This is a genomic window from Akkermansiaceae bacterium (assembly GCA_017798145.1).
GTDB lineage: Bacteria > Verrucomicrobiota > Verrucomicrobiia > Verrucomicrobiales > Akkermansiaceae > Luteolibacter.
The window spans coordinates 1034334-1046071 of record CP059069.1 but is presented as its reverse complement, the minus strand read 5'-3'; the positions used below and the strand labels follow the sequence as shown (position 1 = coordinate 1046071).

Genomic DNA, 11738 nt, shown 5'->3' with positions numbered 1-11738 from the left:
GAAATTTGAATTTTATGACCAATGACGTTGCACATTTTCTCCGCTTCCAGGAGACGGAAAAGAACGCCTCGCCGCTGACGTTGCGGAACTATGATGCGGCTCTTGCCGGGTATGTGGAATGGCGTGGGGCGGCCTTCGACTGCTGGCGGAAGGAAGGCGTGGATGATTTCCGCAACTATCTCTACGCTCTTATGAAGAAGGGGCTGAAGCGCACGACGATCCGCCTCCGCTTCGCCGCGCTGCGGTCATTCTACAAGTTCCTCGTGCTGCGCAGGGGGCTGGAGAAAAGCCCGGTCGCGGGAGTGCAGGTGCCGAAGCTGGAGCGCGGGCTGCCTGTCGTCCTGAGCATCAGGCAGATGGATGAGTTGCTGGAAATGCCGCTGAAATCGGAAGCGCCCACCAATGGCTCGCCGTGGCTGAAATACCGCGATGCGGCGATCCTTGAGCTTTTCTACTCCTCCGGCCTGCGGATTTCCGAGTTGCTCGGCCTTGATGTGAGGGATGTGAATTTCATCGACGAGGTGGTGAAGGTGGAGGGCAAGGGGCGCAAGCAGAGGATGGTTCCTGTCGGTGGCGCGGCGATGCGCGCGATGCGGAAATACCGGGAGGAGGCCGCGGTTTCCAACGGGCCGCTGTTCCGGAGTGTGCGGGGGACGAGGATCACCCAGCAAGCGGTGGATCTGATGCTGAAAAAATATCTGAAGATGAGCGGGATCCCTTTCGGGGTAAGCCCGCACAAGTTGCGCCACAGTTTCGCGACGCACATGCTTGACGCGGGCGCGGATCTGCGGACGGTACAGGAATTGCTCGGCCATGCGTCGCTTTCCACGACCCAGATCTACACGCATGTGACCAAGGAACGGTTGAAGAAGGTGTATGACGAAGCCCATCCACGTGCGTAATGAGATTATCCGCAGACTGACCATGCTTTCGAAGATCCTCGGTTTCCTCGGCTTGTCCGGTTGCGTGTTACCTCCGGTGACCGGCGAGAGGGAGAAGCTGGATGCGTTGGCCGAGGATGGGAAGCTGTCCGTTTTTTTCGTGGGCAACAGCTACAGCTTCGGGGTGCCAAAGGCGTTCGGGGAGCTTGCGGCGGCGAAGGGCAAGGATGTCAGGATCGGCCACTCGACATTCAGCGGGTGGAGCCTTTTGAGGCATTCGCGGAATCCGGGGACTTTGAAGAAATTGCGCGAAGGCGGGTGGGATGTGGTTGTGATCCAGGACTACAGCAAGAATCCGTCGCGCAAGGAGCGCGAGCGGCGCGCGGTGATGGATCCCGGCGTGCAGTTCTTTGCGAGCGAGGCGCGTGCCCTGGGAGCGGTGCCGCTGCTCTATCAGACATGGGGGCGGTTGGACGGGGATCCGGAGATTGCGGGCGATGATTTCCATGCGATGAACGAGAGGGTGCGGAAAGGTTACCTGTCCGCCTCAAGGAACGGCGGTGGAATCCTCATCGTGAAAGCGGGCGATGCGTGGGAGCGCGAGTTCCTGGCCGGTCGCGGGGCGGATCTTTTCCATGAGGACGGCAGCCATCCGGGTGGCTACGGCAACCAGGTGACGGCCGAGGAATTCTACCGGACGATCTTCAGGGACTGAGCGCGTGCCTGAGGATGAAGCTCTGGAGCGCACAGTAGAAATGGGAGCGGATCAGGGCTTCGTGGCGCAGGGGGGTGAGGTTCGCGGGATCTGATTCCGGATCGGATCCGAAGCGGTATCTTTCCTCCAGGGCAAGCCTTGCCTGGTTGAGCGAGCTGTACCAGGTGAAGGCGTCTTCGCGCGTGATGAATATCGGGTTCTCCCCGTCCTTTGGAAAGGCCGCCGCCGCCTCGATGGCCGCGTGGATGTGGTTCAGGTCGTCCATGAACATCTCGCGCAGGTCGGGGACGACGATGTCCTGCCAGTCCTCGGCGATCGTTTCTTCCGTGATGAGACCTCCGAGGCGGTTCGCGAGGTCGATGCCGTGGCTGTTGGCATCCTGGACGATGGAGCGCATGATGTGCCAGTCCTCAGCGGTCTGCGGGTCGATGCGCAGGCCGCCCTCGATGGTGGGTGCGATGTTCATCCGTGCTTCTCAAGGGTTGTTTTCAACTGGTGGAACTGGAGTTGCTGGGCGTAGAACTCCGCTTTCTCCAGCTCCCCGGACCAGACGATGGAAAGCCCCTGGTGATGGACCTGGAGCATCATGGTGGTGGCGACCTTCTCGTTGTAGCCGAAGATTTTCATCAGTACGAAGGTGACGTATGCCATGAGGTTCACGGGATCGTCGTGCACGATGACGTTCCATGGGGGCTGGGTGGAGACGTTGGTGTCCGTTTCCGTGAGGGTGGTGGTGTCTGCCATGGTTCAGGCTGGGGCTGGTTCGGTCGGGGCGATCCACTTGTCGTGTTCCTTGATGAGGTCGATGAGGCGCTCGACGGCTTCGGCTTCCGGGATGTTGAATTTCACGGCGGTCTTGCCGACGTAGAGGTTGATCTTGCCCGGTGCGCCGCCGACGTATCCGAAGTCCGCATCCGCCATCTCGCCGGGGCCGTTTACGATGCAGCCCATGACGGCGATGCGCACGCCCTTGAGGTGGCCGGTGGCGGCGCGGATTTTCTGGGTGGTGGACTGGAGGTTGAAAAGCGTGCGCCCGCAGGACGGGCAGGCTACGTAATCTGTCTTGAAAATCCGTGTTCCTGCGGCCTGCAGGATGTTGTAGGCGAGGCGGAGGGACTGGCCGGGGGCTGTTTCGCCACGGACCAGGATCGCATCGCCGATGCCGTCGCAGAGGAGCGACCCGATGTTCTGTGCCGCAGGCAGCAGCGCGCGGAGGAAATCGGTTTCGCCGGTGGGCGGATCGAGCGTGTCCTTGAGGAGGATAGGATGCCGTGGGTCGGCCTTGAAGGCAAGCATGCGGAATGCATGGATCGGTTCCATGGCCATGCCGTCCGGGACGGTGATGAGACGTGCTTCGGTTTCGGAGTTCAGCGCCGAGATGGCGGCTTGGTCACGTGGATCGATTTCAAGTGCACCGGATTTTTCAAAGATGATCTCCGGTTTGAAGTCGCCCATGTTCGCGATCTTGTGGGCGAGGGCGTTCCAGCGTTCCTGGGTGGTGAACACGCGGACGGTTTTGTCCCCGCCAAGCTCATGGCCTTGGATGGTGATGGGAGAGCTTCCGCGTCTTTCGTATGTGTAAGGGTCATAGGAAGGGGATAGGTCGGAGGAACCGGATGGGGTGCCGGTTTTCGAGTTGAATGCGGCGGCCAATGCCTGTGCGACCGGGATCTCATGGATGGCGTCCTCGGTTAGGGAAACGCGGACCGTGTCGCCGATGCCATCCGCGAGGAGGGAGCCGATGCCGATCGCGGATTTGATGCGCCCGTCCTCGCCGTCGCCAGCCTCGGTGACGCCGAGGTGGATGGGGTAGTTCCAGTCCGGCCCCTCGGTGTCCAGGCGGGCGACGAGGAGGCGGTAGGCCTCGATCATCACCTTCGGATTGGAGGCTTTCATGGAGAAGACGAAATTGTGATAACCGTTGTCGCGGGCGATGCGGGCGAATTCCAGGGCGCTCTCGCACATGCCCAATGGTGTGTCGCCGTAGCGGTTCATGATGCGGTCCGAGAGGGAGCCGTGGTTGGTGCCGATCCGCATCGCGCGCCCGAGATCCTTGCAGAGATGGACGAGCGGGGTGAACTGCTCGCGGATGCGCTCCAGCTCCGCCTCATATTGGTCATCTGAGTATTCGCGGATCTCGAATTTTTTCTTGTCCGCGTAGTTGCCGGGGTTCACGCGGATTTTCTCGACCCATTTCGCGGCTTCCATGGCGGCGTCCGGTTTGAAATGGATGTCTGCGACGAGCGGGACTTGGCAACCGGCGGCCCGGACTTCGCGGGCGATGTTCTCGAGGTTCGCGGCATAGACTTTCGTCTGGGCGGTGATGCGTACGATCTCGCAACCAGCCTCCGCGAGGCCGAGCACTTCCGCGACGCAGGCGGGGGTGTCGCGGGTGTCGGAGGTGATCATCGACTGCACGCGGATCGGGTTTTCACCGCCGACGCCGACGTGCCCGACCATGACCTCGCGGGTCCTCCTGCGGAAATAGCTAAGGAGATCCGGGCAATAGGAAAGGGTCGCGTGGTCGCTCATGGGCGGGAGAGGATAGACCGGAAATTTTCCGTGGGCAATGACGGGATACGGTGCGATAATGGTCGCATGAAGATCACGATGTCTTGGGCGCGGACTGCCGCCATGGTTGCGGGGATGCTTGTAAGTGTGGGTGATGAGGGGCTTGCCGGGGAGTTCATCCGGGTGAAGGAGACGGATGATTCCGCGAAGCTCCAGACGGCAGTTTTCGGTTACGAGAAGGATGGGGGCCACGTGGATCTGATCGGGGCGATCCATATTGCAGACAAGGGATACTACCAGTTCCTCAACAAGCGTTTCGAGGGTTACGGGGTCTTGCTTTTTGAAATGGTAGGGGGGGAGCGCCTCGGAGGAGGGAAGAATAAGCGGGAAGCCGACAAGCAAGAAGGGGAGAACAAACTCGCAGGCCTGCGGACACTTTATGAATCGATGGAAAAAGCGCTGGGGCTGACGGGGCAGGGATCGCAGATCGATTATTTCGCGGAGAACTTCGTGCATGCGGATCTGACGATGGAGGAGTTCGAGGCGCTGCAGAAGGAGCGGGGTGAGTCGATTTTGGGCTTCATGATCCAGGCAGGGATGAATGCAGAAAAGCCAACCAAGGATCCCGATGCGATGCGGCTGATGCGGGGCATTCTCACCGGTCGCCCCGATCTCGTGAAGCTCGAGGTGATGCACACGATGGCGCAGGGTGGCGAGCAGATCGATGCGATGGCCGGGGAAAACGTGATCATCACGGATCGCAATGCGAAGTGCATGGAGGTGCTGGATCGTGAGATTGCGAAGGGCGGGAAGAAGATTGGGATCTTCTATGGCGCCGCGCATTTCCCGGATATGGAGAAGAGGCTGCTGGAGAGGGGATTTGTGCGGGTGAAAACGCAGTGGCTCACAGCCTGGAAAGTGGCTAAGGGGTGATTTTTTTCGCAAGCATCCAGATTGCCGCGCACATCAGCAGTGCCGCAATCCCGGTGGAGATCCCAGCATGGATTCCTCCTGCCATGAGCGCGTAGGCGATTGCGGAAAACCCTGCGGCGAGGGCTGCGAACGGCAGCTGCGAATGGACGTGTGCGGTCGGCTCGCAGCCGGATGCGATGGCGCTGACGATGGTCGTGTCTGAGAACGGGCTGCAGTGGTCGCCGAAGACCGCACCGCCGAAGACCGCACCGATGATCATGGGAATGAGCGTGGTCAGTTCTTCGGGCGGAAGACTGGCGGAGCCCGCCGCAACGAGTGTTGCGGGCAATGCCAATGGCATGAGCAAGCCCATCGTCCCCCAGGAGGAGCCGGTGGCGAATGCCATCAGTGAGCCAGCGGCGAAGACAGCCAGCGGCAGCCACTCCACGCGGAAGCCTCCGGCTAGGAGCTTTGCGAGCTGATCCCCGGCACCTAGGGCGGAGAAAACATTTCCCAGCGACCATGCGAGGATGAGGATAATGAGTGCGGGGAGCAGGTTTGTGGCACCGTGGTAGGCGGCTCCGCCCGCTGAAATGTTCCGGTTTTTCGGATACATCGCCCATGCCACAGCCAGCCCGAAGAGGCTGCCCGCAACCAGCGCATAGGGTCCGGCATCGCCGCTGAAAGCCTCGCGCCAGCCTTGCATGGACAGCGGGTCTGTCATCGGTGAGGAAAGCAAGGGAAAGGCAGCGAAAATCCCAACCACCAGGGCGAGCAGTGGGATCACCGCATGTTTTGGGGAAGCCTCATCCTGCCCGTTCCATTTTCCTGTTTCCGGAGCCTGCGGCAGATAGCGGCTCATGGCCTGCGGCTGGTAGTTCAGGAAGATGGCGAGCGGGACAAGGATGAGGGTGAGCAGGCAATAGGGGTTCGCCGGGATGGACTGGAAGTACAGCGAGTAGGGCTCCACCGCAAAGGTCGCGTCCTGCAGCCCTTGCTGGATCAGGCTCAGCTGCGTCGCGATCCAGGTGGAGATGAAGGCCACGCAGGCCACCGGGGACGAGGTGGAATCAACCACCCACGCCAGCCTTTCGCGTGAAACGCCGGTCCTGTCGGCCAAGGGTCGGGCGATGCGGCCTGTGAGTAGGCTGTTGGCAAGGCCGTCGAAGAAGCATAGCAAGCCGATGAGATACACGCTTCCGAGCAGGCGTTTTTCCGGGGATTTCGCCTTGGCGACCAGTCGTGCGAGTATGGTGTCGAAGCCGCCGGATTTTTCCAGCAGGCCCGCGAAGGCGCCAAGCAGCAGCGTGAAGATAATCGCGCCCACGTGCCAAGATCCATCGAGTGAGGGGAAAATGTAGTCCGCGAAGATCGCCCTGAGCGCACCGGCGGGGTTGTCGTGATGAATGAGCAAAGCGCCCGCCGCCACCCCGCTGCCGAGGCCCAGGGAGGCATGGCGGGTGATGGTGATGACGACCAGCGCGCACACGGCGGGCCAGAGTGCGATGATGAAATCCGGTGGGTCCAGCAATGGCAAGAAGGCGCTTAAGCCGAGGATGGCGAATGCGATGACGGCCTGTTTCATGCGGGACGGATAGTGGGCGCGTGACTTGGTCGGATTTACCGGCGCTCCGGGAACTTGTGTTTCCAGACGGTGAGCGAATCCCTGATCTCCTCAGCCTCACGGGTGGGGCTGAGTTCCCAGACTAGGGGGCATTCTTCAGGGAAACGCGGGAGGATGGAATCGTAGTCGAGGCTGCCGGTGAAAGGGGTGCGGTGATCCCGGGCGGGCCATTGGACGTCGTGGACATGGCCGCCGATGATGTGCGGGGCGATGGTGGCGAGCCATTCGTGGTGGTCTAACAGTCCGAGGTTGTGCTTGAGCTGGACGTGGCCGAAATCGTGCCAGTATCCGATCCACGGGTTGTCCTTGAAGTGCTCCTGGAGCATCACCATTTCGCGCTCGTTGGGCATGTCCTCGAAGCGGGAGCGTGACTCGACGGCAAGCTTCACCCCGTATTCCTCGGCCTTCGGGGCGAGCTCTTCGAGGGCTTCGGTGGCGCGGCGGTAGTAGAGCGGGGCGAGCTTTTCGCGCTTCTTGATGAAGGCGATCTTCTTCTTGATGTATGACGGTTCCCGCTGCTGCCCGGCGGCGACCATCTTGGTCAGGGGCTTGGTGAACTTCGCGGGGTTCATCGGTGCGGAGCCCATGTGGAGGACAAGGTATTGCGCCTTGAATTCAGCGGCGAGTTCCAGGGTTTTGAGTGTCATGTCCATCGCCCGTTTCCTCTCGAAGGGGCGGTGGGAGGTGAACTCGTAGGCATCCGGAGCATCGATCATCACCTCCACGGGGGAGGGGAAATAGTTGTGCACCCCGGAGCATGTGAACATGCCGCCCTCATGGGCCTTCCGGATGCCAGGAAGCTTGGCTACGGTCATCCCGTGGGATAGCTCGATGTTGGAAAACCCCAGTTCGAGGATTTCCTGGATCATCGCCTCGCCCTCGGTGTGGCGGCTGTTGTTCCAGCAGGTTGAGAAGGCAAGCACACGGAAACCTTCAGCCTTCAGGCATCAACTTTCAATGAAGAAGAATCAGGGGTCATTGATCCTTGATGAGAAACGATGGTGGAGAGTCCGGCTCAGTGGTGGCTGGGGCCGGCATCGACCTTCCCGAAGGCTGCACGGGGCACGCGGATGCCGTCCACGAGATCCTCGATATGCTTTGGTGGGCGCGGTGTGAAGAGGGAGACGGTGATGGCGACGGCGAAGTTGATGAGCATCCCGATGGATCCGATGCCTTGGGGCGAGATGCCGAAGAGATAGTCTTTCGGATCGCCGCGCATCCCTGTCGGTGCCAGTGTGAAGTACCAGATGTAGGCACCGGTGAAAACGATGCCCGCGACCATACCGGAGACTGCGCCGAAGCGGTTCACCCGTTTCGTGAAAATGCCGAGCACGATGGCAGGGAAGAAGGACGCGGCGGCAAGGCCGAAGGCGAATGCGACCACCTGTGCGACGAAACCTGGCGGGTTGATCCCGAAGTATCCGGCGACGACCACGGCCACACCCGCCGCGATCCGGGCGAGGAGCAGTTCGGCCTTGTCGGAGATCGATGGGTTGAGAGTCCGTTTCACCAGATCGTGGGCGATGGAGGTGGAAATCACCAGCAGCAGACCTGCGGCGGTGGACAGGGCAGCGGCGAGTCCACCTGCGGCGACGAGGCCGATCACCCAGCCAGGGAGTTGCGCGATCTCGGGATTGGCGAGGACGATGATGTCCGGATCGACGTAGAGCTCGTTCGAGTTGTCGGTGGGTTCGTTGTAAAGGATGCGTTCGTTTGAGAATCCCTTTTCATTGACCGAGCCTTTCTCGACGAACACCGGTTCCACTTTGGTTTTCGTGGGGTGAATTTTGAAGGCCTCACCGCTGCCGTTGTAGGTGATTTTCCCGTCGGCGTTTTTATCGACCCATGCGATGAGTCCGGAGTTCTCCCATTTCTTGAACCACGAAGGCAGCTCTGTGTAAGTGGCTTCGGAAACGGTGCCGAGCAAGTTGGTGCGGGCGAAGACGGCGATGGCCGGGGCGGTGGTGTAGAGGATGCCGATGAAAAGCAGAGCCCAGAAGGCTGACTTGCGGGCGTCACTGACTTTTTTCACGGTGTAGAAACGGACGATGACGTGCGGCAAGCCAGCCGTGCCGACCATGAGCGCCAGGGTGATGGCGAAGACGTCGATCATCGGCTTGTGGCCGGTTGAGTATTGGTCGAAGCCGAGTTCCTTGCTGAGGCCATCGAGTTTCTGGACAAGGCCCATGGTTTCACCCGTGGCATTGCTGGCGAGGCCGAGCTGCGGGATGGGATTTCCCGTGAGCATGATGGAGATGAAGATCGCCGGGACGAGGTATGCGAAGATCAGCACGCAATACTGCGCGACCTGGGTGTAGGTGATGCCTTTCATCCCGCCGAGCACTGCGTAGAAAAGGACGATGACCATGCCGATGATGACGCCGGTGTTCACATCCACCTCAAGGAAACGCGAGAACACCACGCCGGTGCCGCGCATCTGCCCGGCGACGTAAGTGAAGGAAACGAAGATTGCGCAGAACACTGCCACAACGCGGGCGGTGGAGGAATCGTAGCGGTCGCCGATGAAATCCGGGACGGTGAATTTCCCGAAGCGGCGGAGGTATGGTGCGAGCAACAGCGCGAGCAGCACGTATCCGCCGGTCCAGCCCATCAGATAGACGGCGCCATCGCGCCCCATCACGGAGATGAGGCCGGCCATGGAGAGGAAGGAGGCGGCGCTCATCCAGTCTGCCGCCGTGGCCATGCCGTTGGCGATTTTCGGAACCCCGCCACCGGCGACGTAGAAGTCGCCGGTGTTTCCGGCACGTGTCCAGATTGCGATGCCGATGTAGAGGGCAAATGAGAGCCCGACGAAAATATAGGTCCAAGTGGTTACGTCCATGATGGGTGTTTTTTGGAAAAATGTTTTAGGAGCCTTCTTCGGCACCGGTGCCTTCGAGCAATTCGCGGTCGAGGCGGTTCATGATACGTGCATAGGCGACGATGAGCAGGATGAAGCAGTAGATGCTGCCCTGCTGTGCGAACCAGAAGCCGAGGTTGAGGTTGCTGCCGGGCAGCTTGAACCTATCGAGGAAATCGACGAAAAGGATCCCGCAGCCGAGTGAGACGAAAGCCCAGATGGAGAGGAGGATGGCCAGCCATTTCAGGTTCGCCTTCCAGTAAAGTCGTATCGCCTGTTCGGTGGGTAGCTTGCTCATGGGGAATGGGTTTCGGGTTCCCCCAATGGTCTAAATGCCTGTCCATGCGGTGGGAAGGATATTTCTCGGCCGATGCGCGGCTAGGGTCTCTGGACGCGCAGCAGATCCTTTTCCCGGATGTCCAGGATGCCCCCTTCCACCTGCGCGGGTGTGAAGGTGGCCGTCCGGAGGGTTTCCCCGCCTAGGGCAAAGGTGAGGTGGTATTCCTCGCCCGGCTTCACTGCGAGGCGGGGCATGTCGTTGAGATCCGCCCTGCCGGCCTTGGTGCGGAAGGAGGCGACCGGTTTGTTGTCCGCCGCCATCAGGGTGCCATCCATTTCGACGCGTTCCAGCCCCTTGAAATAGCGGATGCCGATGGTGGTGGCAACGGGTGCGGTCTTCGCGGCGTAGCGCCCCGTGACATTGATTCCGCCAACGGCCTTGCTTTCAGGAGACCAGACCATGGGGAAATGGCCGCCGTCACGCTTCCATGAGGTTGCGTGGATGGAGTGGAGGGGATCCGTGGCGTCCGCCTTGCCGGCGATGCCCGTGAACCAGCCGTGGTTGAGGCCTTTCTCCGTGTATTCGTCGGCACCGGTGAAATGCCATTCGCCGTCCCAGATCTCGACCCAGGTATGGTTGCCGCTGTCGTCGTGCCACATGGGTGTGCCGACGGCGCGGGCGGGGATGCCGACGGCGCGGCAGGCATCGACGAGGATGATGGAAAGGCCGGTGCAGGTGGCGCGGCCTTGCTCCATGGATTCCTTGGGCGACTGGTTGGTGCGTTTCCTCCCTGTATTGTAGTGGGTGTTGATGAGCTTGAAGAAATCGCGGTTGAGAATTTGCGCGGCCTCGGAGGCGGACTTGGCATCCTTCACGAGTGGGGCGGCCTTCGCCATGAAGTCCGCGCGCCATGGGTCGCGGGGTTCATCGAAGACCGCGTAGGGGAGGACATCGTTGAGGAAGATTTCCTCTGGGACATCCTTCGCCCATGGAAAGGTTTCGCGGGCTTTGAGGGCGAGGTTGAGGTTTTCTGTGAGGAAACCGGCGGTGAGGGATTCCCTATCGGATGGCGCCATGTGTTCGACAAGAAAACGCGCCGCCTTCCCGCCGAACTCGCCGTGTTTGGTGCTAGCTGCGGCGATGAACTCATCGGTCGGGGCGGAGATGGCCAGCGCTGCCAGGGCGATCCAAAGGGTGATTGCTTTCATGGGCGGATTGAAAATACTTGGAATGGTGCACGGGAGCGATGAAAAACGGGAATGACATTCCGCATCTCATGGGTCGCAGCTTTCCTCTCCGCATGCGCCGCCGCGCAGGAAGGCTTCGTGCCGCTTTTCGATGGGAAAACCCTGCATGGCTGGGAGGGAGACCCGGTTTATTGGAGCGTGAAGGACGGTGCGATCGTCGGCGAGGTGACGCCGGAAACGCTCCTCAACCGGAACTCGTTTCTCATCTGGAAAGGCGGCACGTTGGGGGACTTTGAGCTGGTGGTGGAATACCGCGTTTCCGAAAAAGGGAATTCGGGGATCAATTACCGCAGTGTGGTGACGCCGGATCTCAAATGGTCGCTGACCGGCTATCAGGCGGACATCGACGGCGGAGACAGGTGGACGGGGCAGAACTACGAGGAGCGCGGGCGCACTTTTCTGGCATATCGCGGGCAATGCGTGGTGCTGAAACCGGATTCGAAGCCAGAGGTCGTTTCCGAGATCGGCGACAAGGACGAGTTGCAGAAGGCGGTGAAAAAAGGCGATTGGAACACCTATCGCATCGTCGCCAAGGGCAACGTGATGAAGCACTTCGTCAACGGCGTCCTGATGAGCGAGGTCGAGGATCTTGATGCAGAAAGGCGGGTGGCGGAAGGCTTGCTTGGCGTGCAGGTGCACGTCGGCCCGCCGATGGTGATCGAGTATCGGAGCATCCTGCTCAAACGGTTGGGGCAAAAGTGACAAGCG

12 protein-coding genes are annotated in these 11738 nt (G+C 60.6%); 4 read left to right on the top strand and 8 right to left on the bottom strand.

Translation table 11 applies throughout. The features are described 5' to 3' along the window. Positions 1-14 precede the first annotated feature (14 nt). Together HZ994_04395 and HZ994_04390 are read left to right on the top strand one after the other, a co-directional pair. Positions 15-902, top strand: a complete 888-nt coding sequence (locus tag HZ994_04395; protein QTN31595.1) for a tyrosine recombinase XerC — start codon at positions 15-17, stop codon at positions 900-902. A gap of 22 nt (positions 903-924) precedes the next feature. Then, a complete protein-coding gene (locus HZ994_04390) occupies positions 925-1596 on the top strand; it encodes a hypothetical protein (protein QTN31594.1) in 672 nt (223 codons plus the stop codon). On the opposite strand, the gene HZ994_04385 is transcribed toward HZ994_04390, so the two are convergent. From HZ994_04385 to ispG, 3 genes are read right to left on the bottom strand one after another with little or no spacing between them, the layout of a single operon-like run. After that, a complete protein-coding gene (locus HZ994_04385; protein ID QTN31593.1) occupies positions 1586-2062 on the bottom strand; it encodes a hypothetical protein in 477 nt (158 codons plus the stop codon). The genes HZ994_04390 and HZ994_04385 overlap by 11 nt on opposite strands. Beyond that, positions 2059-2340 (bottom strand): ATP-dependent Clp protease adaptor ClpS, encoded by a 282-nt coding sequence (locus HZ994_04380; protein QTN31592.1) that lies wholly within the window; start codon positions 2338-2340, stop codon positions 2059-2061. Before HZ994_04380 ends, HZ994_04385 begins: the two co-directional genes overlap by 4 nt. Before the next feature lie 3 nt (positions 2341-2343). After that, positions 2344-4128, bottom strand: coding sequence for a (E)-4-hydroxy-3-methylbut-2-enyl-diphosphate synthase (ispG, locus tag HZ994_04375; GenBank protein QTN31591.1), 1785 nt, complete (start codon positions 4126-4128; stop codon positions 2344-2346). A gap of 66 nt (positions 4129-4194) precedes the next feature. Between ispG and HZ994_04370 the strand changes: the two genes are divergently transcribed. Continuing rightward, positions 4195-5040 carry a hypothetical protein gene (locus tag HZ994_04370; protein ID QTN31590.1) on the top strand — a complete coding sequence of 282 codons (846 nt, stop codon included), beginning with the start codon at positions 4195-4197 and terminating at the stop codon, positions 5038-5040. On the opposite strand, the gene HZ994_04365 is transcribed toward HZ994_04370, so the two are convergent. From HZ994_04365 to HZ994_04345, 5 genes are all read right to left on the bottom strand, one after another. After that, entirely contained in the window at positions 5030-6604 is a 1575-nt protein-coding gene (locus tag HZ994_04365; protein QTN31589.1) for a hypothetical protein, read from the bottom strand. The genes HZ994_04370 and HZ994_04365 overlap by 11 nt on opposite strands. Positions 6605-6639: 35 nt before the next feature. Further along, positions 6640-7566: a sugar phosphate isomerase/epimerase gene (locus HZ994_04360; protein ID QTN31588.1), complete on the bottom strand. Its 927-nt coding sequence runs from the start codon at positions 7564-7566 to the stop codon at positions 6640-6642. 92 nt (positions 7567-7658) lie between these two features. Beyond that, the gene (locus tag HZ994_04355) at positions 7659-9485 is read right to left on the bottom strand and encodes a cation acetate symporter (GenBank protein ID QTN31587.1); all 1827 of its coding nucleotides are present in this window, start codon (positions 9483-9485) and stop codon (positions 7659-7661) included. Positions 9486-9510: 25 nt separating this feature from the next. Beyond that, positions 9511-9801 carry a DUF4212 domain-containing protein gene (locus tag HZ994_04350; GenBank protein ID QTN31586.1) on the bottom strand — a complete coding sequence of 97 codons (291 nt, stop codon included), beginning with the start codon at positions 9799-9801 and terminating at the stop codon, positions 9511-9513. A gap of 80 nt (positions 9802-9881) precedes the next feature. Next, the gene (locus HZ994_04345; GenBank protein QTN31585.1) at positions 9882-10991 is read right to left on the bottom strand and encodes a transglutaminase domain-containing protein; all 1110 of its coding nucleotides are present in this window, start codon (positions 10989-10991) and stop codon (positions 9882-9884) included. A gap of 51 nt (positions 10992-11042) precedes the next feature. Here HZ994_04345 and HZ994_04340 point away from each other — a divergent pair, with 51 nt between their 5' ends. Then, positions 11043-11732, top strand: coding sequence for a DUF1080 domain-containing protein (locus tag HZ994_04340; GenBank protein QTN31584.1), 690 nt, complete (start codon positions 11043-11045; stop codon positions 11730-11732). The last annotated feature ends 6 nt before the right edge of the window (positions 11733-11738 follow it).

Bases quoted from the DNA above. Each gene is read 5' to 3' on its own strand.
- HZ994_04365 (QTN31589.1), bottom strand. From the start codon at position 6,604: ATGAAACAGGCCGTCATCGCATTCGCCATCCTCGGCTTAAGCGCCTTC.
- HZ994_04370 (QTN31590.1), top strand. From the start codon at position 4,195: ATGAAGATCACGATGTCTTGGGCGCGGACTGCCGCCATGGTTGCGGGG.
- HZ994_04345 (QTN31585.1), bottom strand. From the start codon at position 10,991: ATGAAAGCAATCACCCTTTGGATCGCCCTGGCAGCGCTGGCCATCTCC.
- HZ994_04350 (QTN31586.1), bottom strand. From the start codon at position 9,801: ATGAGCAAGCTACCCACCGAACAGGCGATACGACTTTACTGGAAGGCG.
- ispG (QTN31591.1), bottom strand. From the start codon at position 4,128: ATGAGCGACCACGCGACCCTTTCCTATTGCCCGGATCTCCTTAGCTAT.
- HZ994_04390 (QTN31594.1), top strand. From the start codon at position 925: ATGCTTTCGAAGATCCTCGGTTTCCTCGGCTTGTCCGGTTGCGTGTTA.
- HZ994_04380 (QTN31592.1), bottom strand. From the start codon at position 2,340: ATGGCAGACACCACCACCCTCACGGAAACGGACACCAACGTCTCCACC.
- HZ994_04385 (QTN31593.1), bottom strand. From the start codon at position 2,062: ATGAACATCGCACCCACCATCGAGGGCGGCCTGCGCATCGACCCGCAG.
- HZ994_04340 (QTN31584.1), top strand. From the start codon at position 11,043: ATGACATTCCGCATCTCATGGGTCGCAGCTTTCCTCTCCGCATGCGCC.
- HZ994_04395 (QTN31595.1), top strand. From the start codon at position 15: ATGACCAATGACGTTGCACATTTTCTCCGCTTCCAGGAGACGGAAAAG.
- HZ994_04355 (QTN31587.1), bottom strand. From the start codon at position 9,485: ATGGACGTAACCACTTGGACCTATATTTTCGTCGGGCTCTCATTTGCC.